We start from the raw sequence: 25,638 nt of genomic DNA on the forward strand, positions 1-25,638 counted from the left end.
ATACATGAGTACCAAATAAGAAAGGAGTTTTTTCTAGTGACAAACGTAGAAAAAAACGCAAACCCACACAAGTTGGTTTCACGAGCCAACGGTGTTTCTTTAGAGGAAATTAACGGAACAGTGGAAGTTCCTAAGGGAAAAAGCTTCTGGCATACTTTACTCGCCTACTCGGGACCAGGTGCTTTAGTAGCTGTTGGCTACATGGATCCAGGTAACTGGTCTACCTCAATTACTGGTGGTCAAAACTTCCAGTACATGCTAATGTCAATTATCTTAATTTCAAGTTTAGTTGCGATGTTACTGCAATATATGGCCGCTAAACTTGGAATTGTGACCCAACTTGACTTAGCCCAAGCCATTCGTGAAAGAACCGGTAAAGGTTTAGGAATTGTCCTTTGGATTATGACTGAGCTCGCCATCATGGCCACCGATATCGCTGAAGTTATTGGGGCTGCCATTGCCTTATATCTTTTATTCGATATTCCTTTAATTATTGCCGTTTTCATTACCGTTGTTGATGTTTTCGTCTTACTTTTATTAATGAAAGTCGGTTTTAGAAAAATCGAAGGGATTGTTGTTGCTTTAATTTTAGTAATTTTATTCGTTTTTACTTACCAAGTAATTTTATCTAACCCTAACTGGGGCGATGTCTTCAAAGGATTTGTTCCAACTGGAGAAACTTTCTCTACTCACCATGCAGTGAACGGTATGACTCCTTTAAGTGGTTCCTTAGGTATTATCGGAGCTACTGTAATGCCTCACAACTTCTACTTGCACTCCGCTATCTCTCAGACCCGAAAGATTGACCATAACAACGAACAAGAAGTTACTAATGCGGTCCGCTTTACCACTTGGGATTCTAACATCCAATTATCAGCTGCCTTCATCGTTAATTGTTTACTTCTAATCGTTGGGGTCGCAGTCTTTAAATCTGGAACTGTACAAGACCCATCCTTCTTTGGTCTTTATGATGCTTTATCCGACCCAAGCAAATTAGGTAACGGTGTTTTAGCAAGCATTGCCCGTTCTGGAATTTTATCAACCTTGTTCGCGGTAGCTTTACTAGCCTCTGGGCAAAACTCCACAATTACCGGAACTTTAACTGGGCAAGTTATTATGGAAGGGTTCATCCACATGCGCATGCCACTTTGGGCTCGACGTTTAGTGACGCGTCTACTTTCTGTGGCACCAGTTTTAATTGCCGTTTCTTTAACTAAAGGACAATCAGATATTCAACAACATGAAGCCTTAAATCGCTTAATGAATGACTCGCAAATTTTCTTATCTTTTGCCTTGCCATTCTCAATGTTACCTCTATTAGTTATGACCAATAGTAAAAATACTATGGGTAAATTTAAAAACGGATTTTGGATACAGTTTTTTGGTTGGATTTCTGTTATTGGTTTAATTTTCCTAAACCTTAGGGGGTTACCTGATGCGGTCCTTGATTTCTTTGGTAGTAATCCTAGTGCCAATGAAATTAACCTTGCTAACTGGATTGCCTACACTTTAATTATCGCCATTTTAATCTTACTCTTCTGGACAACTTACGAAGTTGCTAAAAAAGATAAAGAAATCGCTAAGAAACATCAAAGTCAAAAAGCTTAGGGAGGAATTTATAATGCCAACACTTGCAAACTTTGAAATTAAGCCATTAACATTTTCAAAAATTTTGGTCGCTGTCGATGAAGATGATTCTATTTCATCAATCCGCGCCTTTAACTATGCCGTAACTACGGCCAAGCGGCTTAATATTCCCTTGGGAATTGTTTCCGTGATGGAAATTAATGAATTCAACGTCTTCGATGCCTTGACACATGAGGTTTACGACTTACATCGTGACACTATCCAAAGAGATTTAGCACGTTATGTTAACAAAGCCAAAAGTTTCGGGGTTGAAGATGTTACTTCCTTTACTGGTGAAGGTGTTCCCGCTAAGGTTATCATTAACGAAATTATTCCACAGTTCCAACCTGACCTCTTGGTTTGCGGTTCTGAAACTAACAAACATCACGGGCACGTTTTTATCGGTTCGCAAGCTAGTGCGCTCGCGCAAAATGCTCCTTGCTCCGTTAGCGTAATTCGTTAAGTAAGTAATTAAGTTAAAAATCCGTCTGGCAATTGCTAGGCGGATTTTTAGTATCTAACTTATTCGATTTTTTCAAAAACTTCACAATAACAACGCGCAGTTTGTGGGTCAAAAACTTGCCCAGCTTGCGCGTATTCTTCTTGGAAGAATTCCTCGTGGACAGCTTTCCAATAAGCCAAGGAGCGATCACCTTCTCCTTCATGGTAAGCATGTTCGGCCGAAATATTGGCATAAGCAACCGTTTCGGTAACTACCGTGCGCGTAACACAAACCGGCTGGTCCTGCCCATCTAGAATTATGTTATAATCGCCAACTTGCGGAAATCTTTCTTCTGGAGCATACATATCGTAAGCTGACGTGGTTGCCGTTTTAATTCCTTGATTTACTAAAGTTGCTAAATCATCAGCTTGCCTAGCATCCATCCCAAAAGCATAAACTTCAACATGACATTGTGGGTTAATCCCCCGTTTTTGACAAAATACTTGCCAAAATTCTTTAATTTTCTTTTCCATTTTCCTTTTCGTACAAAAAAACGCCAACTAGCAACGCTAATTGACATTTCTTTCATTCAACAACTAACTCTTCTTAGCCGTTGATTTGAGCAGCAACTTCAGCAGCAAAGTCACTTTCTTGCTTTTCGATACCTTCACCAACTTCGTAACGTACAAATGTTACAACAGAGGCATCAACTGATTCCATGTATTGTTCCACAGTCTTGCTGTCATCCATGATGTAAACTTGTGCAAGTAAAGTGAATTCTTGGTCAACCTTAGTGTTGTCCAACATGAAGCGGTTCATCTTACCTGGGATAATCTTGTCCCAAATCTTTTCTGGTTTGCCTTCAGCAGCTAATTCAGCCTTGATATCTTCTTCAGCCTTAGCCACAACTTCGTCTGTCAATTGTGCCTTGGAACCGTATTGTAAGTGTGGCAATGCTGGCTTATCAACCATAGCACGAGCTTCATTATCTTGATCAATCTTGTGGTTCATTTGTGCTAATTGGTCAGCTACAAATTCAGCCTCTAAGTCCTTGTATGATAAAACAGTTGGCTTCATAGCAGCAATGTGCATTGAAATTTGCTTAGCTAAAGCATCATCGCCACCTTCGATGACAGAGATAACCCCGATTCGACCACCATTGTGTTGGTAAGCACCAAAGTGTTGTGCATCTGTCTTTTCAACAACTTGGAAACGACGGAAAGAAATTTTTTCCCCGATAGTAGCAGTTGCATTTACGTATTCTTTTTCCATAGTTTCGCCAGAAGGCATTACTAAGGCAAGGGCTTCTTCGTTGTTAGCTGGCTTGTTTTCAGCAACGACCTTAGCTGTTGCCTTAACTAATTCAACGAACTGAGCGTTCTTAGCCACAAAGTCAGTTTCTGAGTTAACTTCAACCACAGCGGCAACGTTACCATCAACGTAAACCCCTGTTAAACCTTCAGCAGCCACACGGTCAGCCTTCTTAGCCGCCTTTGCCATTCCTTTTTCACGAAGGAATTCGATAGCCTTTTCCATGTCGCCATCAGTTTCTACAAGTGCCTTCTTAGCGTCCATAACACCGGCACCTGACTTTTCACGCAATTCTTTAACAAGTTTTGCTGTAATTTCTGCCATAGTTCTAAAGAACCTCCTTGGATTTGATTAAAAATTTTAAAAAAGGCTGTCACAAACCAAGCTTTGCGCCTGACTTGAGACAGCCTAGTTTTATTAACTATTCAGCATCTTTGTTGTCGCCTTCAACAGCTTCAACAATATCTTCGATTGAGTCAACCTTTGCTTCGGCCGCGAAGTCTGCTTCTGATACTTCAGCGTTATCTTGACCTTGGTTACCTTCGATAACAGCATCTGCCATCTTAGCAGTAATCAAACGAACGGCACGGATAGCATCGTCGTTAGAAGGAATCTTAACATCGATTTCGTCTGGGTCAGCGTTTGTATCAACCATAGCAACGATAGGAATGTTAAGCTTTTGAGCTTCCTTAACAGCAATACGTTCCTTGCGTGGGTCTACGATAAACAATACATCTGGAATACGAGGCATGTCTTCGATACCACCCAAGAACTTTTCAAGACGGTCACGTTGCTTTTGTAATAAAGCAACTTCCTTCTTAGGAAGACGGTCAAATGTTCCATCTTCTTCCATTGCCTTGATTTCTTTAAGACGCTTAATACGTGTTTGGATAGTATTCCAGTTAGTCAAAGTACCACCCAACCAACGGTGGTTCACATAGTATTGACCTGCACGCTTAGCTTCTTCAGCAATTGCATCTTGAGCTTGCTTCTTAGTACCAACGAACAATACAACACCATCGTCAGCAGCTGCATCTTTCATGAAGTCGTATGCATCATCAATCAACTTAACAGTCTTTTGCAAGTCAATGATGTAGATACCATTACGTTCAGTAAAGATGTATTCCTTCATTTTAGGGTTCCAACGACGTGTTTGGTGACCAAAGTGGACACCAGCTTCAAGTAATTGTTTCATAGAAATAACTGCCATGATTCAATTAACCTCCATGTAAATAGTTTTTAATTTCCTCCTCTGGGTTCAACTGCCAAAAGACTCAAAAGAGCACTCTTTTGTCTATCGCCCAAAGTGTGAATTGTACCTTTACAGCACTTTTATTATTTTAGCCCATCTAGGTTTAAATTGCAATAGCTTTTTCACGATTTTAGCCAACAACCACGGTCGGTGCTGTCCCCGTAGTTAAAACATCCTTAGCAGAATCTAAAGAAACCCTCACCATATTACCCACCGCAATATCCGTGTAAAAGGCAATGTGTGGTGTTAAAAGAATTTCATCCATACTTAACATTTCTGTCAATAGAGGATCGCTTAGTGTTTGACCACGTAAATCATGGTTAAAAAATGAGGCTTCATTTTCATAAGTATCAAGCACTGCCCCGGCTAACTTACCGTTTTTCACAGCAGTCACTAATGCTGGCGTGTCAATTAAAGCACCTCGAGAAACATTAACGATAATAGCTCCATCACGCATTTCAGCAATCGTATCTTGATTAATCAAGTGGAAATTATCCTTAGTGGCTGGTACATGTAAGGAAACGATATCGGCTTGTTTAAGCACATCATCCGGACTATCCAAGTAGATACCTTGCTTAGCGAGGTCAGGATTGGGGAATGGATCATAAGCCACAATCTTAGCTCCGAAACCTTGCATAATTTTAATCATAACTTGGCCAATTCGACCAGTGCCTAAGACACCTACCGTTTTACCATTAATTTCACCAGCTACATTGGGAGCCCACCGAAAGTCATGCTGACTAATTTTACGATCGTAAACCTTAGCATTCCGTAATAATTTCAAAACTTGGCTCACTGCAAATTCTGCCACGGCATTTGGTGAGTAAGCTGGAACGTTGGTGATGGTAATCCCATTTTGCTTGGCACTTGCTAAGTTGAGGTTATCTACCCCAACATTACGAACTGACAGGTCCTTAATTCCCATAGCCTGCATGCGGTCAAAAAGGTCTGCTGGATATTCACCAGTTTGGAAAGCTACAATAGCATCAAAACCTCGAGCCTCTTCTAAACTTGCAACCGTTAACTCTGTCGATACTAACTTCACTTCAATATCTGGATTTTCTCCCTGCCATTGAGCAAAAGCGGCTTTTTCATCTTCACGTACAGCATATGCTATAATTTTCACTTTGATCACCCTTCATTTAAATTTTATCTATTTTATTATAACCTAAGTAAGAACTTTCAGACTATTACTTTGCTAAAGCTTAAGACTTTTTTAGCTGCCAAGCACTAGCTTTAAGCCCCTTTCGTTTAAGATAGTTTTCTTTTTGGATACGACTTTGATGTTTGAAAGCATACTCCGCCTTTAAGGCCCGACTTTTATCAGCAAATTCTTCATGGTAAATGAGTTCTACTGGTCTATGCGTCCTGGTATATTTGGCACCTTTACCAGCATTATGAGCCGCCACTCGTTTGACTAAATCAGTGGTAAAGCCACCGTAGAAACTCCCATCCCGACATAAAAGTACATAGAAGTAATATTTTTTAGAGTCATTCTTTACCATATAGCAACTCTTTCACTATCCCCGTATAGTTCCCGGCTTCATCAGCAGCGACAATCGCCGGTAAAACTCGAACTCCATTCGGTTTACCGTCCTTAATAGCTTCAATCAAAACCATGTTGGCTTCTTGACCTGGTTTGGGGTGGATAAATTGTATCCGCTTAGGTGCCAAACGATTTTCCACCAAGGTGGTGATTAGTTCCGGTAAACGATCGGGACGATGAACTAAGTACAACTTTCCACCCATCTTCAGAAGTCCCGAACTAATTTGACAAATTTCAGCAAAATTAACCGCAATTTCATGGCGTGCTAAGGCCAGATGTTCATTAGGATTACGCTTGCTTTCCACCTCTAAAGGAAAATACGGCGGATTACACGTAATCGTGTCAACTGTGTCCTTAGTTAAATAATTAAACGCGTCTTTTAAGTCCGCATTACGCACTTCAATTTGATCTTGCAAATTGTTAAGTTGCACGGAGCGCTGAGCCATATCGGCTAACCTTTCCTGAAGTTCTACAGCCATAATATGAGCCTGCGTTTTATGGGCCATAAACAAGGCCACCGCCCCGTTACCTGCACATAGGTCAACTACTAACCCTCTGGGCTTTCGAATAGGCTGAGCAAAGTGCGCGAGTAGGACGGCATCTAATGAAAATGAAAAAACTTGGGGAGATTGAATGATTTTAATGTCATTGGCATACAAAGCATCAATTCTTTCCCCAGCATATAAAACTGATTTGGTCATCTAAATTTCCTCTTTATCTAAATTATTTCTTGAAATTGTGCGTAAAATTCTGCATACTTAAGCAGATAGCTAAATTACGAAAGGAGCTTATCTTTGTTTTATTCATTTATCCGCGTAGTTGCACGCATCGTTGTATTTATTTTAAATGGAAATGCCCACTACCTCAATAAAGACCGCTTACCCGAAGGAAATTATATCCTCGTGGGGCCACATCGGACCTGGTGGGATCCCATTTACTTTGCCTTAGCTGGTGCACCAAAAAAGTTTTCCTTTATGGCCAAGCAAGAACTTTTTAAAAATCCCATCTTGCGTTACATCTTAGTACACGCTAACGCTTTTCCAGTCGATCGGGCTAATCCTGGTCCGTCAGTTATTAAGACACCGGTTAAAAACTTGCGTAAAAAAGATTTATCCTTGATTATGTTTCCTTCGGGAACTCGCCACTCTCAAGAACTCAAAGGGGGCGTGCTTTTAATCGCCAAAATGGCGGGTGTGCCAATTGTACCAGCTGTTTACCAAGGTCCGGTAACATTCGGTGGCCTCTTAAAGCGTCAAAAAATCACTGTTAGCTTTGGCGAACCCATTATGATTGATCGCCGGGTTAAATTAACCGAAGAATATCAGGCTGAAATTCTAGCTCAAATGGACCAAGCTTTTGAAAAAATTGACCACGAAGTTGACCCCAACTTCGTCTATCTCGATCCAGCTGAGACTAAAAAAAATGCAGAAAAATAAAAAAGGTCGCTCACATCGGGGCGACCTTTTTAGACTACTTTTTACCGTAGCTAGCTTTCATTGAGGCCATCATTTGGTGAAGCTTCTTTTCAGAAGGTTTTTGTCCCATTTGAGCCATCATTGTTTTCAACATTTGTTCGTTGATAGGAGGATTCTTTTTCAAGTAATCTTCCATGTACTTACGAGCAGCAAAGAAACCACCAACAAGCCCTAAGACTAAGGCCAAAATAACGATTAAAATCCATACACCTGTTGTCATTAGATATCTCCCTTCTACTGAATCCTAGGTTAAACTAGGTCTCTTAAATAGTTTACACAAAAAGAAGACAAAGATAAAGCCCCTTAGGTTAATTAATTGTCACGTAAACCACGTTTTCTTTGGATATCAATAACCTTTTGCGGAGTAACTTCCTTACCATTTTTATCGTAAACCTGTAACATTTCGACATGACTACGGAAATTTTCACGAAACATAGCCAAGTAAGTTTCACGTAATGTTGCTTGTTCTTGACGTTCAACATCAGTCAAGCCAACCGTCTTTTTCTTCTTGGCTAATTCATTGATGCGGTCAATTAATTCTTGAGGAATTGCACCCGCTTGAACTTTTTTATTCATATCTTTCTCCTTATTTTCACTTGTAATTGGACCTTAGCCCTCGATTTAAGATGAAACATCAAAAAAGCTGCGCTCAGAGCCAGCTTCTTGTTACACTACTTAATCTTCACCTAAATTTTAAGTCATTTTATCTTTTTTGACAAGCAATCCACTCTAATTTCTTGATTTTTCTGTAACTTGCGACTACGGGAAAAACTATGCTACAATGCCACGAGGAGGTGGTCACATGAGTCGCCAAGCACAAAACGAAAAAAAACAAAGAGACATTCTATCCTTTATTTATAATTATCTAGAGGCTAAAAACTATTCCCCTAGTATACGAGAAATCCAAGCGGGACTTTTAATCAAGTCTCCGGCAACCGTCCATAAACATCTCAATGAGCTTGTTAAAAAAGGTTTCTTAGCCAAGGATCAAGGTGAAGATAACAGTTTGCGACGTAAATCACGGAATGTGACCGTCACAGCTTCTGGAGCCAGTTTTCTTGGACGAGGATTGAACCGTAACCACATTCCCCTTCTAACCGAAGAAATCACTTCTCCAGTTATTGAACTGGGGGATAAGTCGGGACGGACCTACTTTCCCATTCCACCAAATCTGGACCGCACCGATCCACTTTTTATGGTTGCCTTGGCAGATGATGCCATGCTTGATGCCCACTTACTCAAAGATGATTTGGTAATTGTCCGAAAACAAGAAAATTTCAAGGACGGTGATATTGTGCTTGTCCTTGGTCCCCAAAACCTTCTAACCTGTCGCCGATACCGTTATAAATCGGAAAAAGTACACTTAGTAGCTGAAAACCCAACAGCTAATGGCTATTATTTAGAAGAAATTCCCCCTATTTTAGGCAAAGTTCTCTCCGTCTATCGTATTTTGTAAACAAAAAAACTTAAGAAGTTAACGTTCTTATCCGCGTAATTTCTTAAGTTTTTTAAGTTATAAGGATTTTTCTCGCCACTATTTAATCTGTTGACGGATTTTAGCAGAAAGTTTGAGTAATTCCTTGGCATGTTGTAAGGCTAAATCCGTAATCTCACTTCCGGCTAACATCCGTGCAATTTCCTTTACCCGCGCTTCATCAGCTAAAATTTCTAGGCTCGTTTCCGTACGGCCATCATGAACGTGTTTGGCGATGAAGTATTGATGTTGCGCAATGGCTGCCACTTGCGGAAGGTGGGTGATACATAAAACTTGAGAATTGCGTGCTACCTGACTAATTTTTTCAGCAATTCCTTCAGCAACCCGACCTGAAACCCCAGTATCTACTTCATCAAAAATAATCGACGTAACCCCTTGTTGTTGGGAAAAGATGGTTTTTAGAGCCAACATAATTCGAGATAATTCTCCTCCGGATGCAATTTTAGCTAGAGGGCCCATAGATTCTCCTGGGTTAGCTTGCAAGTAAAACTCGACTTTATCCAAACCATGACTGTTCAAAGTTGAACCCTTTTTAAATTTAACTTCAAAAATGGCCTTTTCCATGTAAAGTGCAGCTAACTGTTTATGAACTGCTCTTTGGAGATCTTGAGCAATTTCCTGGCGCTTTTGGCTCAGTTCTTGAGCCAACTTTAAGGCCTTTTGTTTGGCCAACTCCACTGCTTGCTTTTGAGCCGCAGAATCACCATTGCCCTCTTGCATTTCATTAAGCTCCGCTACAATTTTTTGATAGTACCTGAGAATTTCTGCCACACTATCACCATATTTACGTTTTAATTGGTAAATCAATTCCAGACGTTGCTCAATCTGATTCAAGCGATTTTCATCCCATTCCATCTCATCCAATTGATCGTAAACATCCCGCGAAGCATCTTGCAAAGTATAGTAAGCGTCGGCCAAACTTTGAGCAATTTCTCCAAACTTTGGGCTTAGGTCACTAATTTTTTGCATGCTTTCTAAAGCCACACCTACATTTCCTAAAGCATCATGGGTATCCCCTGACAAAAATTCATAGCTTTGTCGCAAGGCCTTATTGATCGCTTGGTAGTTATCTAAACGGTCCTTTTCTTCTTTAAGTTCCACTTCTTCATCGACACGCAAATTAGCTTCTTTGATTTCTTGGGCCTGAAATTCTAACATGTCCATTCTTTGTGCCCATAGTTTTTCGTTTTCTTCTCGCTTAGCTAAGGCGGTAGCTAACTTTTGATAGTCATCGTAGGCTACTTGATATTCCTGTAAAAGAGGTTGTAAGTCATTGGCATAAGAATCGAGCAAATTAATATGATTTTCAGGCCTCATTAACTCCTGGTGTTCATTTTGACCATGAATATCGATTAAAGTTTCCCCTACCCGCCGTAAAGTTGCCAAATTAACTAAGTTACCGTTAATCCGACAAACATTACGTCCGCTACGGTAAAGGTCTCTTTGTAAAATTAACCCATCATCTTGATTTTCAATGCCAACCTCTTCTAAAATGGCAAGGGTCTTAGCCTTATCAGGAATTAAAAATAAACCTTGAATAACCGCTTTATTTTCACCTTTACGTATGAAATCACTCGACCCCCGGCCACCAGCTAGTAAGCCTAAGGCATCAATAATAATTGATTTCCCAGCTCCCGTTTCTCCGGTTAAAACCGTCATTTCGTCTTGAAAGTCCACATTCATCTGCTCAATCAACGCAAAATCACGAATACTTAATTCTTGTAGCATAGCATTCCCCTTTCAAAACAAAACTAATCGAGCTTAACCCAACTATAAAAGGTTTTGGCTAATTGTTGTGCCGCTTGAACTGATTTAGCAAAAATCATAACCGAGTTGTCATCACATAAGGTCGCAAAAACTTCTTCAAATTTATTTTGCTCAATCATGCTTGATAAAATTGGTCCGTTTCCCGGAAGAACCTTCACAAAGCACATTTCATTATGTGTATCACAAGACACAAAAGAGTCACTTAAAATTTTTTCCAAACTTAATTGGTTACTTTTTTCTGTCGGCACATTATAAATATACCCACCATCATCTTGAGGAATTTTTACTAATTGCATTTCTTTGACATCCCGAGAAATCGTGGCTTGAGTAACGTAAATTCCTTGCTCATCCAAGCGTTTAACGAGGTCTTCTTGACGATAAATTTCCTCGTTTTGCAATATTTGTTTAATCAATTCTTGACGATCTTTTTTTCTCATATTACAACTTCACCTACTTAATCAACTTTTTATCCTTTAATTCTAAAGTTTGGTGAGCCTGCTTGACAACAGCATCAATGTCAATATCGGCCGCAATGGCGCCAGTTTCGACAGCCTGTAAGTGGACTAAAAATTCGATATTACCTTCACCACCCGTAATTGGTGAAAAGTCTAGCTCAGCCACTTGGTAACCACTTTTAGCTGCAAAATTAAGAATCTCTTCCAAAACATCTTGATGAACCTTTGGATCGCGAACAATCCCATTTTTGCCAATCCGTTCCCGACCAGCTTCAAATTGCGGCTTAATCAAGGCAACTACAGAGCCCCCAGGTTGAATAATAGTATGAAGATTGGGTAAAATTAATTTCAAAGAAATAAAAGAAACATCGATAGTCGCAAAATCTGGTTGACCAGACGTAAAATCGGTTAACTTAGAGTAACGAAAGTTAGTATTTTCCATCACCACTACACGTTCGTCTTGTCGCAATTTCCACGCCAATTGATTGGTCCCCACATCTAAGGCGTAAGATAGCTTCGCCCCTTTTTGAAGAGCCACATCTGTAAAACCTCCCGTTGAAGAACCGATATCCAACACCGTTTTATTCTTAATTGAAGTATGAAAAACCTTCAAAGCTTTTTCTAGTTTCAAACCTCCACGACTAACATAAGGCATTTTGGTACCTTTAAAGTGAAGTTTGGTTGCCACATCAATCTTCATTCCGGGCTTATCTAAGCGTTCCTCATTTTCACCTAAAATCTCCCCGGCCATCACCGCTCTTTTAGCTTGTTCCCGGGTATCAAAGAGTCCTTGCTCAACCAATAATACATCTACACGTTCTTTTTTCATTCAAATAAAATCCTTCATCTTAAATTTCAAAATATTCTAAAAATCCTGTTAATAGCGTGACATCATAACCCATTAAAGTAATGTCAGCTAAAACATCAGTGGCTTGACTCAAGGTAGCCTGGAGTTCTTGCTTGGCTCCGGCAAGACCTAAGAGGGCGACATAAGTGTTTTTCGCCTCTGCAACGTCCTTACCGGCTGTTTTCCCCAGTTCGACAGTTGTCTTGGTCACATCCAAAATATCATCATAAATTTGGAAAGCTAAGCCAAATTCAAGCCCAAATTTACTGAGTTTAGCCACTAAATTATCATCAACTCCAGCTAAAAGTGCTCCAGCTTGACAAGCATAGGCTAGCAAAGCCCCAGTCTTTTCGTTGTGGAGTTTCTTCAACGATTCCAAACTTAGTTGCTTACCTTGACCAGCCATATCAGCTACCTGGCCAGAGACCATACCTTGAACACCTGCAGCCCGACTAAGATTTTGAGCCAATTTAACCTGCAAATGCGGATTTAACTTGGTACTTAAGATCAAATCAAAAGCATTAGTCAAAAGGCCATCTCCAGCCAAAATCGCCAAAGCTTCCCCAAAAATTTTATGATTAGTGGGCTTCCCCCGCCGTAAATCATCATTATCCATAGCGGGTAAATCATCATGAATCAAAGAATAGGTATGGACCATTTCTAAGCTAGCCGCCACTTGAAGACTATTTTGATCAATCTTACCATTTAAAACATACAAACTTGCTAACATTAAAAGAGGACGAATCCGTTTCCCTCCCGCCTTTAAGGAGTATTGCATAGCTTTTTTCAAGCTAGCTTGCCCTTTAATTTGTCCTAAGTAATCTTCTAAGGTCTGCTCAATTTGGGGTAAGTAAAGATTTTGAAAATACGTTACCTGTTGATTCATGACTAAAGTTCCTCAGAGAACGGTTCTTCTTGGCCGTTATCATTGACCATCTTGGTAAAGGTCGTTTCGGCTTGGGTTAAAGTGTCTTGAAGTTGCTTGCTTAAAGACATACCTCTTTGGAATTGTTGCAGTGAGTCTTCTAAGGAAACATCCCCTTGTTCTAGACGATTAACGATTTGTTCTAATTCTGCTAAGTTTTGTTCAAATGTTCTTTCTGTCATCCTATTCACCTTTAATTTCTGTAATTTTTGCTTGTGCGCTCCCGTCAGCTAACTGTAGGGCCACTTGACTACCAACTTCTAATTCCGCCACACTGTGAACCACTTGGCCTTTCTTTTGGACATAGGCATAACCTCTTTGCATAACCTTAAGCGGTGAGACAGCATCAAGCCGTCCAATTTGACGTTGCCAATTAGCTTGACTAATTTCGATTTTACGTTTTTGCGCCATTTGCAGACGAGTTTGTAAATTAGCAATGTTAGTTTGCCCTTGGTGAATCCGCGTCAGCGGACTTTGATTTTGCAAACGTTGGGATAGATTATCCACCCAAGCACGGCGATTCTGTAACCCTGTACCAAAAATCTGTTGCAGGTTTTGTTTCAAAAAGTCGACCTGTTGTATCTGACGTTCATAAATCCGCAAAGGATTGGTAAAAACATAACTTTGCATCAATCTTTGATAAATTTGTTGTTTAGCTGCTAAAGTATTCCGTACGGCTTGTTGCAAACGCAATTGAGCTTGTTGAATTCTCATTATCTCTTCAGCTAGAACCGGCGTAGCTAATTCCGCTGCGGCCGTTGGCGTAGCCGCCCGCACATCAGCTACCAAATCACTTAAAGTGGTATCAGTTTCGTGCCCCACAGAAGAGATAATAGGAATTTGGCTAGCAAAAATTTCCCGAGCCACGGCTTCTTCATTAAATGGCCAGAGGTCTTCTAGCGAGCCACCCCCACGTCCAATAATGATAGTGTCGAAATCACCACGAGCGTTAACTTCCTTTAAACGACCAACTAATGAAGCTGCTGCATTTTGGCCTTGTACCACGGCTGGAAATAAAACTAATTGTACAATTGGATAACGACGCTTAACCGTGGTGATAATATCCCGAATTACCGCTCCTGATGGCGAAGTAATCACTGCAATTCGCTTAGGATAACGTACAAGTGGTTTCTTATAAGCCGGATTAAACAATCCCTCTTGGTTCAATTTAGTTTGTAATTGTTGGAAAGCTTGGTATAAAGCTCCAATTCCCAAAGGTTCCATATGCGTCAAACGAATTTGATACTGCCCCCGACCTTCATACAAGCCAACATCCCCAATGACTAAGACCTTCATCCCGTTTTCCGGTTGAAAATTCACTCGAGCAAAATCATTACGAAACATGGTCACACTAACTTCAGCGTTTTCATCTTTCAAACTAAAATACTGGTGGCTAGGTCGTAACCTAAAGTTAGAAATTTCTCCCACCACCATCACCTGCCTGAGATAAGGATCCTTACTAAATTTCAAGCCGACATAGTGGTTTAACTGACTAATCGTCAAATATTTCTTTTCTTCTGCCAAGAAATCACCCTCTTTGTGCAAATTCAACCGTTTGTTTCATTAACATGGCAATTGTCATCGGACCCACCCCACCAGGCACAGGTGTTAGATAAGCAGCTTTGCCTAACATACTTTCAAAGTCCACATCCCCAACCAAGGATCCGTCTTCCAAACGATTAACCCCGACGTCCACGACAACAGCTCCTTCTTTAATGTAAGAGGCATCTAGCATTTGTGCTTGCCCCGTAGCTACAATCAAAATATCAGCCTGGCGCGTCTTTTGTGCGAGATTTCGTGTTCGACTATGAGTCACTGTGACGGTCGCATCGGCATTCAACATCAAAGCCGCCATCGGACGCCCCACAATATTAGAACGTCCCACAATAACTACGTCCTTACCACTAGGATTGATTTTGTAGTGCGCTAACAGTTCCATAATTCCCCGAGGGGTACATGGTAAAGAGTAAGGTTTGTTCATGAACAAGTGTCCTAGATTAATCGGATGAAAACCATCAACGTCTTTTTGAGGTGAAATAGCATGCGTTATCTTAGCTTCGTCAATTGAGTCTGGCAATGGCAATTGGACCAAAATACCATGAATATTAGGGTCTTCATTATATTGATAAATCAAATCTAAGAGTGCTTCTTGGCCCACCGTCGCCGGTAAATGATGGTCGACCGTTTTTATACCAATTTTTTCAGCCGCTCTTTGCTTATTGCGCACATAAACTTGACTGGCGGGATCATCCCCCACCAAAATCACTGCTAAGCGTGGGACAAGCCCATTTTGAGCTACTTCGTCTTTTAATTGGGTCCGAATTTCTTGCGCCAACTTTTTTCCGTCCATTAGGGTTGTCACAATTAACCCCTCCGTTCCTAAATATCATTAAGATAATTTTAGCATATTTCCCGATGATGCAAAATAAAAAAGCAGTCCAAAATTGACTGCTTTCTCTTAGGCTAAGAAATTTGCTAAAACGGCGTTGATAAACTTCCGGGATTTATCATCAGAAAATTCCTTTGCTAATTGTAAGGCTTCATTTAAAGCAATTTTTGCGGGTGTTTCAGTGTACTTCATTTCATACACTGCTAAACGAAGAATTGCCAAATCAGCCTTGTTTAAACGGGCGATTGACCACCCAGCTTTTAGGTGTGTCCCTATTAAATCATCGATTGCCAGGCGGTTAGTAAGTACGCCTTCAACCAACTCTTTAATATCTGCTGGCACTTCATTTTCAACGTCAGTTTGATTATCTAATAAATGGGCAAAAACTTCTTGTGCATTTGTTTCTGGATTACTACTCATTGCAAATAAAGTTTGAAACGCATAGGTCCGCTTATCGTGTTGTGTGATTGTCATTATTTTTCTTCCTCTTCGCCAAATAAGTTATCTGGATCAATTGCAGGTTGACCATCATTTTTTTCTGGTACAACCCCTTGCACATGAACATCAACTTGATCAAGCGTTAAGTTGGTCATGAACATAACTTGTTGTTTCACTTTTTCTTGAATTTGTTCAGCAACCTTAGGTACACTAACTCCATAATTCAAGTAAGCATAAACATCAACCTTCAAACCTTGTTCATCTTGGTTAAGTTTAACACCTTTACCCCGCGATTGACGTCCAAATAATTCAGAAAAGTTATTCGCAAGCGTCCCACGCATGGAGTAAACACCGTCTACTTTGCGCGCAGCAATGCCAATAATCACTTCAATAACTTCGGGTGCGATTTGCACCGTCCCTAAGCTAGGTTCGTCACTCGCTAAGACAATGTAATTATCTTCAGCCATTAGCAAAAACCCCCTTTGAAAAATTAAGCACGTGAAATGTAGGAACCATCCACCGTGTTAATTGTTAGAACATCCCCTTCGTTGATAAAGAAAGGAACTTGGACAACAACACCAGTTTCCATTGTTGCAGGTTTAGAACCACCAGAAGCGGTATTACCTTTAATAGTAGCTTCAGTTTCCTTAACTTCTAAATCAACAGTGTTAGGCAATTCTACTCCTAAAGTTTCGGCACCGAACATAATGATAGAAACAATTTCGTTTTCCTTTAAGAATTTCAATTCTTCTTGAATTTGGGAACCTGGTAATTCTAATTGTTCGTATGTGTCAGTATCCATAAAGACATGGTTGTCACCATCAGCGTATAAGTACTGCATCTTCTTACGATCAATTTGAGCTTGAGCCACTTTTTCTCCGGCCCGGAAAGTCTTTTCTTGTACCGCACCTGTCCGTAAGTTCTTTAACTTAGAACGTACAAAGGCACTACCTTTCCCTGGTTTAACGTGCTGAAATTCTACGACACGCCATAATTCACCATCAACTTCGATGGTTAAACCATTTTTAAAATCATTAACTGAAATCATGAATAATCCTCCTACAAAATTTTAGTATACACTCCATAATATCAATATTTTCACCACGATTGCAAGCTCTTTTTACAATTCCAGCCATTCTTGCTTAAAATCTGTCAAGTTTTCATAACCATTTTCAGTTACTAAAATATCATCTTCAATCCGAACCCCACCAACACCAGGTACGTAAATTCCTGGTTCAATGGTAATAACTTGGTTAGCTTGCAAGTAATCTTCAATCCGGCTAGAAACATTCGGACCTTCATGAATATCTAAACCAATTCCATGCCCCATCCCATGGTTAAAGTAAGGACCATAACCTTTGCTTTCGATATATTGCCGACCAATTTGGTCAAGCTCTTGTCCGTTAACCCCCGCTTTAATCGCGGCAATCGTCCGATTCTTGGCTTCCAAAACGATTTGATAGATCTTTTTAATTTCGTCAGACTGAGGTCCCAAAGCAAAGGTTCGGGTCACATCTGAGGTGTAGTAGTCTTTGTAAAAACCAAAATCCAATGTAATTAAATCACCTAGTTGAATCAATTTATTCCCCGCAACTCCATGTGGCCAAGTCGTTTTTTCACCACTCGCCAAAATTGTTTCAAAAGAAGCCTGACTCGCTCCTTTTTGTTTCATGAAGTATTCCAAGTCGTTAGCTAAAGTAATCTCTGTCATTCCAGCTCGTACATGGTTTAAGATAAAATCATAACCTTGAGCCGCTAATTGACAAGCTTGGCGAATTTTTTCGATTTCATCGGTATCTTTAACCGAACGTAATTGTTGAATCACACCACTTAAGGCCACCACATCTGACCAAGCGTTTTCATCCAAATAATCATAAGATGCATAATCTAAATCACTTTCAAAAGCAAGCGCGACGACCCCATCTTTTTGACTACATACTAAGGCTTCTTGCAAATAGGCGCGGGTAATTTTAACTTGATAACCTTGCACCTGACTTTTAATTTGTTCTTCAAAACGGCTATCCGTAATAAGATACTGGTCTTTTTCGGTAATTAAAAGTAAACCATCATCACCTAAAAACCCACTCAAGTAATAAATATTAGTGCGATTGGTTACTAAGAAACCATCAACACTCATTTGGGCCATTAAAGCCCGTAATTTCTTCAAGCGCGTTTGATACATCTAGTCACCCCTCTTTAATCCACGCATCCAACTCAGTTTCGGAAATTTGCAACTCCACCAAACCAAACTTTATAATAATATGCCAAGCATGGGTGAAAGCTTCCATGTCATTACTAAAAAAACTCTTATTCACCAATTGATTCATAATCAAAAAGACACTACTTTGACTTGGAGCTTGCCACTTATTCTTAAAGTTAGCAATTGTGGTTTCATCGAGCAATAATTTGTATGCCCATTGTCTTTGATTGGCAATGCGAGCAAAGGCCAGTAAAAATTCCCCGTAAGCTGCCAAAAGCTGGTCAGGTGCAACTTTAACTGCTTTAATTAAATCAGCCTGAGCAACTTGCCAGTTGATATAGGCCTGACCTAAAATTTCTTTATCGGAAAAATCTCTTTGCACAAGGTAATTCTTTTTTTCTTGTCGCCGTGCTCGCACTAAAATTTGGGATACATCCACATTATTCACATCCTAATTTAAAAATAACGGGCATCCGAACGAATGGCCACTTCTGCTTGATTAGTCAAATACCAGTCTCGTAAGAAATCATATTTAAGCAAGAGTTTTACCAAAGAAACTTCTTGCTTTTCATCCCTTACACCTAAAACCCATTGATGTCCTTTGCCCTCCTCAACCAGGTCCACATCAAAGGCAGTTAAAGTTATGCCCCCATTAAGTTCCAAAATTGCGCGACTATAAATATCCGTTTGTAAACGATAGTTAGCCTTTTGTGCTTGAATAAAGAGGCGATCTAATGCGGCTTCAGGCGTTTTATCACTAATCATCGGATAGACTCCGTGGTTATCAGGGTCCAAGACATTGAAGTCCACATCAAAACCATATTGTTCCTTAAAAATTAAGCCCAGGTCTAAGAAATAATCCACCAGACTTAACAACACCTTTGGGGGCACCGCAGCAGCCTGGTACTTTTGTAATAACAGTTTGGTGAATGCTTCACTATTAAAGCGTAAAATTCCATCCTTAAAGTCTAAATAAAAGATATCTTGCCCACTTTGAACTTCTGTATAGTAGGCCTTGGCTTGGTCTAACTTAGTAAAGACAAAATTACTTTGGTCTTCAATTCCTGGAAATTGATGGCTCAAAGCCAATTTAGCCTTTTCGCTTTGGAGATTCATCGATTTTTTTCTTGCTAATTCCGATAAACGGTTCAAGAACAAAAGGTAGTAATCTGACTTACTATACTGTTGCGGATAAGTTACATAAGCAGTATTTAAATCATAAGCCGCCAATTGTCTGATGGCATTGAATAGTTCTTGGTAATCCTTAGTTGCCACTAAGGTATCAATAATTTGGGTAAACTCCATCCCATGTTTGAGCCCATCTTTTAAATGTTGACTATAAGCTAAAAGTTGGTCACTGGCTGTTGGCGTTACTATTTTAGTACTATCTTTTTGACCAGTACTTTTTTTCTTATCAATTTGCTTTTGCTTTTTTGTCATCTGTACTCACCTACCCCTTTTGCGTCATTAATTTTGTCAGGTAGTTATGATATAGACTAGCTACTTGTTTTTGGAAAGTTTCAAAACTACCAAATTTCGTCACGATACTTTCTCTTTCATAACCTAATAAGGTATCTTCCTTAGATAATTCTAGAACAACCTTTTCATTATCACGAATTTTTTGGTAGGCTTCGTTAGCTTTTTGGTCAAGATCACTTAAATCGCTTAATTGAGCTTGCAATTTTTGCTTTTCATCTTTTTGTTCGCCCGACCGCCAAAAACTTGTTTTTTCTTGCGCTAGTTCTTTAATCTTTTGTCGAATTTCATTCTTTTGAGCATCACGTTCATCTTGACCATCAATTAAAGCTTGTAAGCGATCGTTTTCTGATGCTAATTCGTGAATTCGAGTACTGTTATAGCGTTGACCTTGAGCTTCAAGTTCGAAAGATTCCTTAAGCTTAGCTAATTCTTCTTGGTCAAAGTTTAAGGCTAAATGCAATACATCCAATTGCCCAAAAAGTCGCCGGCCCCACCAGTTACCAAAGTAAAACTGAAATTGACCAAGATCGGTCTTTTCAAAATAAAAGAACGGATATTCTTCCCGCAAGTAGGCAATCAATTTAGTGCTTAAATATTCATTTAAAAAAGCATAGCTGTCATTAATTAAATGGTCATATCCCTGGTTTTTACGACCATGACGTGCTTGGACAACTTCTTTATCATACCGTTCCGTGTCGATCAATTCATAAACCAGACGATCATCTTGCCGCTTAACAGCATCTTCTAATGATTTTAAATATTCAATCTTTGCAACCAAAACCTGAGTTAGATCGTCAGTAGCTTGGTCGTGTTGTGGCAATTCAAACTGATTTCCATCCACCATTCTTTACATCCCCTTAAATTATTTCTGTATACCTCTATGTTACACAATTTTAACTAGCTTGAAAATACTCTTAAACTTTTCTTATTCTTGTCTTTGGTATTGGCGTTTAAAGTCTTTAACTCCAGCCAAAACAAATTGACCTGGATCTGCACTCACCTCGAGCTGACGATTAGCTTCATTTGCGAGCACACTTTGATAAAACTGTTCATATTCAGCCACACTTACTTGTTTTCTGTGTGCTAAAAGTTCTTGATGTCCAATTAAAGCATCCTGGAAACCTGGTTGTAGAATTCCGGAGAAAAACTCAGCTTGAGCCCCAGATCCGTAACTGTAAAGGCCAAGCCTTTGTCCCGCCACTAAATCTTGACTATTTTCCAAGAGAGAAAGCAAACTCAAGTATAAGGAACCGGTATAGAGGTTACCAACATTACGATTATATTCTCGAGCAAATTCAAATTGTGCTAGCAAACGCGCTTGGGTCGCTTCATCAGCATGTGCGACTGCTTGACGTAACCCTTTGAGTCCTTGCTTGGTGTAAGGTAAGTGAAATAAAAGAGCACCAAAATCTTCTACCGTACGTTTTGTTTTCTGACTGTAAGCACTAAAAACCTGATTGAAGAAATCAAGGTAAACATTGGTAGAAAACTTTCCGTCAACCATAGCTTCACTATGTCCCAAAGGTCGCCAAAAATCCATGATATCTTTGCTGTAATAACTTGCTTCTGCATCCAAGGCCAAAATTTGCGGGTCCTTAGCTACCAACATCGCTACAGCACCACCACCTTGGGTGGGTTCGCCCTTAGTTTTTAAGCCATAACGAGCAATATCGGCACCGATAATCAAAGCTTTCTTATTTGGATTTAAAGCAATATGACCTTTAGCTAACTGTAAGGCTGCTGTGGCTGCATAACAAGCTTCTTTCATCTCCACGGCTCGTATTTGATGGGATAAGCCTAATAAATTAGCCACATAGACTGCGGCCGCCTTAGAATTATCAATACCAGATTCAGTCGCTACAATCACTAAATCGATGGCTTCCTTATCTATTGGACTTAAAATTCTAGCGGCAGCATTAGCTGCTAAAGTTACAATATCTTGACTAGGGGGGATAACGGCCATTTTACTTTGACCAATCCCCACTAAATATTTACCGACCTCTTCATTTCTGGCCTGAGCTAATTCAGCCATATCGACATAAAGATTACTGGTATAAAAACCGATTTTATCGATTCCGATTTGCATATAAATTTTTCCATCCTCTCAAAAATTTTCTAGTTCTATTATCTCATTTTTTGCTGGTAAGTGCTACAATTTAAGTAAGAGAAGCCCTACAAATTTAGGAGGTGGCAAGATGGAAAAAGCATATCAACTCTACGTTTATGGTCACGTGCAGGGAGTCGGTTTTCGTTACTTGACTAAGATGCTGGCCGACCAGTTAAAATTAAGTGGGATGGTTAAAAATCTCCCAGACAGTCGTGTTTACATCGAAATTCAAGGACCTAGTTTAACGGTTAGTCAATTTATTTCGGCCATCAAGAGCAATCCTAGTCCCGCTGGGCGCGTAGATCAGGTTGATATAAAACCCCTAGCGCTTGATAAAAAACGCCAAGATTTTGTTATCTATTACTACAGTTAATTTTGTATAATCGTTGAAATTACCGACTTTTTCCAGTATAGTAAGGTTTGTGAATATTTTGAGAGGAAAGGAATTTTTAGACTTTCATGAAAAAGAAACGTTATCTCACTATGGTCCCCCTCTTTTTGACCATCATTTTATTTTTAAGTGGTTGTGTCCGCCGGACAGCAGAGGGTAAACCTTACGGCTTTATTTACGAAAAAATGGCCGTCCCTACCCAAAATCTATTGGAATGGATTTCCAACTTACTGGGTGGTAATGGTAACAGTTATGGTTGGGCCATTATTATCATCACTTTAATTGTTCGCCTGTGCTTATTACCCTTAATGTTGGGACAAATGAAAAAGTCTACCATCCAACAAGAAAAAATGGGGCGGATTCGTCCGCAAATGCAAGCAATCCAAGAACGACAAAAACAAGCCCAAACTCCGGAAGAAAGAGCTGCTATCAGTCAAGAAATGATGGCTCTCTACCAAGCCAATGGTATTTCTATGACCGGCGGAATCGGCTGTTTGCCAATCTTGATTCAAATGCCAATCTTTGCAGCGCTATACGCAGCCATCCAATATTCAACTGAATTAGTTAAAACTAACTTCTACGGTATCAACCTTGGTTCGCGGAGTTTCACATTTGTGCTCTTAACCTTTGCGATTTACATGTTACAAGCTTGGTTGTCCATGCAAGGCATTCCTGAAGAACAAAAGCAACAAATGAAATCCATGATGTTCTTAACCCCTATCATGACGGCTACTTTTACTTTTGCCTCACCAGCTGGTTTAGGACTCTACTTCTTTGTCGGGGGGATTATTGCTTGCTTGCAAACCCTTTTAGTCAACGCCATGCGTCCACGCATTCGCCGGGAAATCGAAGAGGAAATGAAAAAAAATCCGCCTAAACCAGTAGCTACCCCAGCGCGAACAGAAATTAAGGCTACAGAAAAGACGGTAACGGAAACAACTACCAAGAACAGTGTCCACCCAAAACAAAATCAACGTCGTAACGCCGGTAAACAAAACCGTCGCTAGACGCCAAAAGCTCACTTTCCATTTTTGAAAAGTGAGCTTTTTGATTACTTATTTATCTATCATCGAATAATTTGAAGCTATTTTCGAATCTAATTCACTGCACTTTTCTAAAATGAAATCGTACATACCCACAAAATAAAAGCACACTTGAGACATTTCTCAAATGTGCTTTCTTAAATCATATCAGTTATTATTTCTTATTCACCAAAGGTAAAGTTACTCGAAAAATAGACCCCTGCTCAAGGACACTATCAACCGTTAATTTACCATGGTAACCTTCAACTAAACGTTGGGCAATAGCTAATCCCAGTCCATTGCCCCCTTTATCACGACTGCGGGCTTTATCTACTCGATAGAAGCGAGAAAAAACTTTCTTGAGATTTTCTTCAGAAATTCCTTCTCCAAAATCTTGCACCGCAATTTGAACATATTTACTATCACGCGATAAGGAGACATGTACTTCCTTGCGCTCACGGGAGTATTTCACCGCATTGTCCATGAGGATAATCATGATTTGTTCCAAGTGGTTACGATAAATTTGTACCATAGTGTCTTTTTTCAAGTCATTATCTAAAACAAAGGTAAAATCAGGATGAATCATTCGGAAATTATTAAAAACCTGTAACCCTAACTCCCAGGCATCAGTTTCTTCGTTCTTAAAATTGATTTCCACCTGTTCAGCCCGAGAAAGATCCAACATTTCTTGAATCAAACTCTTCATCCGCGAAATTTCTTGTAGAGAAGCAGAAATAGATTCTTCAAGCACTTCAGGATCATCTTTCCCCCAACGTGATAAGAGATCCAAGTGTCCTTGAATAATTGCCACTGGCGTCCTCAATTCATGGGAAACATCTTCGACAAATTGCTGTTGTTGTTCAATATAACCTTGCATTTGATCCAACATGGAGTTAAACATCAAACTTAACTGAGTTAATTCATCATTTTGACTGGAGATTGGCACTCGCACTTTGGCCAAAGCATCCCCTTCTTTATCCACCTTGATTTCTTCAATTGTTTCATTCAAATGATCAACTGGACGTAAGAGCCAGTTGGTCAACATGTAACATGCCAATCCCGTCATCAAGGCTGCGGCCAAACCAAAAATCATAAAGACCAACATCAACTTATTCATAGTGGTGTCATAATCAGTTAGCTTGTTAGTCACTTGTACATAACCTAGAAGTTGGTTAGTTTGTTTGGAGCGAACTTTTTCGGTCGTCGCATAAATGGTATGACCATTTTTCTTGATTACACGACTCTGAATATCGTTATTCTTATTAAACTTAACTTGAGCCTTCCGCGATGCAAAAACCTCGTCACCGGAAAGATTGTAAACACTAATCCCGATATTTTTGCGGGACAGATTCACAAAAACAGAATCCGAATAAAAAGGTAAACTCTTAGTACTTTCATTCTCACGAGCATTTGTAAAGGCTTGAATATTTGCCATCAGTTCTTTTTTAACTTTAGTCGTGGTCAGCTCACTATTGAGTGCTTCTAACCGCACGACGGTCGTCGAAATAGCAGAACGGGCATATTGTTTTTCTTGTTGTAAGAGCAAAGTGGCAAAACTTTGGTACAACAAGATAGCAAAGATTGTAAAAATAACCAAGACACCCGTTCCTAGGCCAACTGACCATTTTAGTTTTAAGGACATAAACTTCTTAAGTGGGACTTCTTCTTGATTGCTTTGCATGACTTAATCACCAAATTTCCATTTAGGAACGCATAACATAACCAGTCCCACGTACAGTTTGGATGTAACTATCTTCACCAGGAACATCAATCTTATTCCGTAAGTAACGAATGTAAACATCCACCACATTAGTTTCAATTTGTGTTTCGTAACCCCATACTTTCTTTAAAAGAACGTCACGAGCCAAAACAACGTTGATATTTTCCATCAAGGCTAATAACAATTCGTACTCACGCTTTGTCAGTTCAATAATTTCATCACCCCGACGAACCACACGATTTTCTTTTTCAATCGTTAAATCACGATAAGTGACCGTTGTCTGCTTAGAAGCGTTTTGTTCACTTTCTAAGTCAACCCGGCGTAAAACGGCCCGTAAGCGAGCTAATAGTTCTTCAATTGCAAACGGCTTCACAATATAGTCATCAGCCCCGTGATCAAGTCCAGAAACACGGTCAATAACGGAGTCACGAGCCGTCATCATAATAATTGGAGTATTCTTAACTTGACGTACACGACGACAAACTTCCAAACCATTTAATTCTGGAAGCATTAAGTCTAACAAGATGGCATCCCATTCTTCTTCCAAAGCTGCTTCAAGCCCTTCCCGACCATTTTTGCAGGCTTTAGTTTCGTAACCTTCGTGTTGTAACTCAAGTTCAACAAAACGTGCAAGATTCTTTTCATCTTCGACAATTAAAATTTTGCTCATTTATAATTGCTCCTTTTCCATTTTTAAATTTTCATCAGTCTAATCAAACTATACATTAAATTTTAACATTTTTTGGCTATT

The 25,638-nt window shown here is 39.7% G+C and carries 31 protein-coding genes; 6 read left to right on the forward strand and 25 right to left on the reverse strand.

The window, feature by feature from the left end; translation table 11 throughout:
* Positions 1–36: 36 nt before the first annotated feature.
* Both FC36_RS00070 and FC36_RS00075 read left to right on the forward strand, forming a co-directional pair.
* Complete coding sequence (locus tag FC36_RS00070; RefSeq protein WP_025020279.1) at positions 37–1,608, forward strand: Nramp family divalent metal transporter; 1,572 nt, start codon at positions 37–39, stop codon at positions 1,606–1,608.
* Between the two features lie 13 nt (positions 1,609–1,621).
* Positions 1,622–2,089, forward strand: coding sequence for a universal stress protein (locus tag FC36_RS00075; RefSeq protein WP_023858858.1), 468 nt, complete (start codon positions 1,622–1,624; stop codon positions 2,087–2,089).
* Positions 2,090–2,148: 59 nt separating this feature from the next.
* Here FC36_RS00075 and FC36_RS00080 read toward each other — a convergent pair whose 3' ends face one another.
* The 6 genes from FC36_RS00080 to FC36_RS00105 form a co-directional block, all read right to left on the reverse strand.
* The gene (locus tag FC36_RS00080) at positions 2,149–2,601 is read right to left on the reverse strand and encodes an ASCH domain-containing protein (RefSeq protein WP_023858859.1); all 453 of its coding nucleotides are present in this window, start codon (positions 2,599–2,601) and stop codon (positions 2,149–2,151) included.
* 73 nt (positions 2,602–2,674) lie between these two features.
* Positions 2,675–3,703, reverse strand: coding sequence for a translation elongation factor Ts (tsf, locus tag FC36_RS00085; protein WP_023858860.1), 1,029 nt, complete (start codon positions 3,701–3,703; stop codon positions 2,675–2,677).
* A 97-nt stretch (positions 3,704–3,800) separates the two neighbouring features.
* On the reverse strand, positions 3,801–4,589 hold the full coding sequence (gene rpsB, locus FC36_RS00090) for a 30S ribosomal protein S2 (protein WP_023858861.1): 789 nt from the start codon (positions 4,587–4,589) through the stop codon (positions 3,801–3,803).
* Between the two features lie 172 nt (positions 4,590–4,761).
* Positions 4,762–5,757 carry a D-2-hydroxyacid dehydrogenase gene (locus FC36_RS00095; RefSeq protein ID WP_025020278.1) on the reverse strand — a complete coding sequence of 332 codons (996 nt, stop codon included), beginning with the start codon at positions 5,755–5,757 and terminating at the stop codon, positions 4,762–4,764.
* 79 nt (positions 5,758–5,836) lie between these two features.
* Positions 5,837–6,136, reverse strand: coding sequence for a GIY-YIG nuclease family protein (locus FC36_RS00100; RefSeq protein ID WP_025020277.1), 300 nt, complete (start codon positions 6,134–6,136; stop codon positions 5,837–5,839).
* Positions 6,123–6,878, reverse strand: coding sequence for a tRNA1(Val) (adenine(37)-N6)-methyltransferase (locus FC36_RS00105; RefSeq protein WP_025020276.1), 756 nt, complete (start codon positions 6,876–6,878; stop codon positions 6,123–6,125). The genes FC36_RS00100 and FC36_RS00105 overlap by 14 nt, the downstream gene beginning before the upstream one ends.
* Before the next feature lie 93 nt (positions 6,879–6,971).
* On the opposite strand from FC36_RS00105, the gene FC36_RS00110 reads away from it, so the two are divergent.
* Positions 6,972–7,613, forward strand: a complete 642-nt coding sequence (locus FC36_RS00110; protein WP_025020275.1) for a lysophospholipid acyltransferase family protein — start codon at positions 6,972–6,974, stop codon at positions 7,611–7,613.
* Positions 7,614–7,647: 34 nt separating this feature from the next.
* Here the strand turns inward: FC36_RS00110 and FC36_RS00115 are convergent, their stop codons facing one another.
* On the reverse strand, positions 7,648–7,872 hold the full coding sequence (locus tag FC36_RS00115) for a YneF family protein (RefSeq protein WP_023858866.1): 225 nt from the start codon (positions 7,870–7,872) through the stop codon (positions 7,648–7,650).
* A gap of 92 nt (positions 7,873–7,964) precedes the next feature.
* Positions 7,965–8,228 carry a DUF896 domain-containing protein gene (locus tag FC36_RS00120; RefSeq protein ID WP_023858867.1) on the reverse strand — a complete coding sequence of 88 codons (264 nt, stop codon included), beginning with the start codon at positions 8,226–8,228 and terminating at the stop codon, positions 7,965–7,967.
* 226 nt (positions 8,229–8,454) lie between these two features.
* Here FC36_RS00120 and FC36_RS00125 point away from each other — a divergent pair, with 226 nt between their 5' ends.
* Positions 8,455–9,108, forward strand: a complete 654-nt coding sequence (locus FC36_RS00125; RefSeq protein ID WP_025020274.1) for a LexA family protein — start codon at positions 8,455–8,457, stop codon at positions 9,106–9,108.
* Positions 9,109–9,186: 78 nt separating this feature from the next.
* On the opposite strand, the gene recN is transcribed toward FC36_RS00125, so the two are convergent.
* The 15 genes from recN to FC36_RS00200 form a co-directional block, all read right to left on the reverse strand.
* On the reverse strand, positions 9,187–10,875 hold the full coding sequence (recN, locus tag FC36_RS00130; RefSeq protein ID WP_025020273.1) for a DNA repair protein RecN: 1,689 nt from the start codon (positions 10,873–10,875) through the stop codon (positions 9,187–9,189).
* A 23-nt stretch (positions 10,876–10,898) separates the two neighbouring features.
* Positions 10,899–11,351: an arginine repressor gene (locus tag FC36_RS00135; RefSeq protein ID WP_025020272.1), complete on the reverse strand. Its 453-nt coding sequence runs from the start codon at positions 11,349–11,351 to the stop codon at positions 10,899–10,901.
* Between the two features lie 13 nt (positions 11,352–11,364).
* On the reverse strand, positions 11,365–12,198 hold the full coding sequence (locus FC36_RS00140) for a TlyA family RNA methyltransferase (RefSeq protein ID WP_023858871.1): 834 nt from the start codon (positions 12,196–12,198) through the stop codon (positions 11,365–11,367).
* Positions 12,199–12,217: 19 nt separating this feature from the next.
* Complete coding sequence (locus FC36_RS00145; RefSeq protein WP_025020271.1) at positions 12,218–13,102, reverse strand: polyprenyl synthetase family protein; 885 nt, start codon at positions 13,100–13,102, stop codon at positions 12,218–12,220.
* 2 nt (positions 13,103–13,104) lie between these two features.
* Positions 13,105–13,323, reverse strand: a complete 219-nt coding sequence (locus FC36_RS00150; RefSeq protein ID WP_025020270.1) for an exodeoxyribonuclease VII small subunit — start codon at positions 13,321–13,323, stop codon at positions 13,105–13,107.
* A 1-nt stretch (position 13,324) separates the two neighbouring features.
* The gene (gene xseA, locus FC36_RS00155) at positions 13,325–14,665 is read right to left on the reverse strand and encodes an exodeoxyribonuclease VII large subunit (protein ID WP_025020269.1); all 1,341 of its coding nucleotides are present in this window, start codon (positions 14,663–14,665) and stop codon (positions 13,325–13,327) included.
* A 4-nt stretch (positions 14,666–14,669) separates the two neighbouring features.
* Positions 14,670–15,503, reverse strand: a complete 834-nt coding sequence (folD, locus tag FC36_RS00160) for a bifunctional methylenetetrahydrofolate dehydrogenase/methenyltetrahydrofolate cyclohydrolase FolD (protein ID WP_025020268.1) — start codon at positions 15,501–15,503, stop codon at positions 14,670–14,672.
* A gap of 96 nt (positions 15,504–15,599) precedes the next feature.
* Positions 15,600–16,004 carry a transcription antitermination factor NusB gene (nusB, locus tag FC36_RS00165; RefSeq protein ID WP_023858876.1) on the reverse strand — a complete coding sequence of 135 codons (405 nt, stop codon included), beginning with the start codon at positions 16,002–16,004 and terminating at the stop codon, positions 15,600–15,602.
* The gene (locus tag FC36_RS00170) at positions 16,004–16,435 is read right to left on the reverse strand and encodes an Asp23/Gls24 family envelope stress response protein (protein WP_023858877.1); all 432 of its coding nucleotides are present in this window, start codon (positions 16,433–16,435) and stop codon (positions 16,004–16,006) included. Before FC36_RS00170 ends, nusB begins: the two co-directional genes overlap by 1 nt.
* 23 nt (positions 16,436–16,458) lie before the next feature.
* On the reverse strand, positions 16,459–17,016 hold the full coding sequence (efp, locus tag FC36_RS00175; protein ID WP_023858878.1) for an elongation factor P: 558 nt from the start codon (positions 17,014–17,016) through the stop codon (positions 16,459–16,461).
* Positions 17,017–17,088: 72 nt separating this feature from the next.
* The gene (locus tag FC36_RS00180; protein WP_025020267.1) at positions 17,089–18,150 is read right to left on the reverse strand and encodes a M24 family metallopeptidase; all 1,062 of its coding nucleotides are present in this window, start codon (positions 18,148–18,150) and stop codon (positions 17,089–17,091) included.
* 4 nt (positions 18,151–18,154) lie between these two features.
* On the reverse strand, positions 18,155–18,607 hold the full coding sequence (locus FC36_RS00185) for a hypothetical protein (RefSeq protein ID WP_025020266.1): 453 nt from the start codon (positions 18,605–18,607) through the stop codon (positions 18,155–18,157).
* 17 nt (positions 18,608–18,624) lie between these two features.
* The gene (locus tag FC36_RS00190; RefSeq protein ID WP_025020265.1) at positions 18,625–19,608 is read right to left on the reverse strand and encodes a hypothetical protein; all 984 of its coding nucleotides are present in this window, start codon (positions 19,606–19,608) and stop codon (positions 18,625–18,627) included.
* Between the two features lie 10 nt (positions 19,609–19,618).
* Complete coding sequence (locus tag FC36_RS00195) at positions 19,619–20,491, reverse strand: hypothetical protein (RefSeq protein WP_023858882.1); 873 nt, start codon at positions 20,489–20,491, stop codon at positions 19,619–19,621.
* An 81-nt stretch (positions 20,492–20,572) separates the two neighbouring features.
* Positions 20,573–21,733, reverse strand: a complete 1,161-nt coding sequence (locus tag FC36_RS00200) for a hydroxymethylglutaryl-CoA synthase (protein WP_023858883.1) — start codon at positions 21,731–21,733, stop codon at positions 20,573–20,575.
* 109 nt (positions 21,734–21,842) lie between these two features.
* On the opposite strand from FC36_RS00200, the gene FC36_RS00205 reads away from it, so the two are divergent.
* Together FC36_RS00205 and yidC are read left to right on the forward strand one after the other, a co-directional pair.
* Complete coding sequence (locus tag FC36_RS00205) at positions 21,843–22,127, forward strand: acylphosphatase (RefSeq protein ID WP_023858884.1); 285 nt, start codon at positions 21,843–21,845, stop codon at positions 22,125–22,127.
* Positions 22,128–22,213: 86 nt separating this feature from the next.
* Entirely contained in the window at positions 22,214–23,152 is a 939-nt protein-coding gene (gene yidC / locus FC36_RS00210; protein WP_023858885.1) for a membrane protein insertase YidC, read from the forward strand.
* A gap of 190 nt (positions 23,153–23,342) precedes the next feature.
* On the opposite strand, the gene FC36_RS00215 is transcribed toward yidC, so the two are convergent.
* The gene (locus FC36_RS00215; protein WP_025020264.1) at positions 23,343–24,848 is read right to left on the reverse strand and encodes a sensor histidine kinase; all 1,506 of its coding nucleotides are present in this window, start codon (positions 24,846–24,848) and stop codon (positions 23,343–23,345) included.
* Between the two features lie 22 nt (positions 24,849–24,870).
* Positions 24,871–25,557: a response regulator transcription factor gene (locus tag FC36_RS00220; protein WP_023858887.1), complete on the reverse strand. Its 687-nt coding sequence runs from the start codon at positions 25,555–25,557 to the stop codon at positions 24,871–24,873.
* Positions 25,558–25,638: the final 81 nt, after the last annotated feature.

It is taken from the genome of Ligilactobacillus equi DSM 15833 = JCM 10991, from assembly GCF_001435735.1.
GTDB lineage: Bacteria > Bacillota > Bacilli > Lactobacillales > Lactobacillaceae > Ligilactobacillus > Ligilactobacillus equi.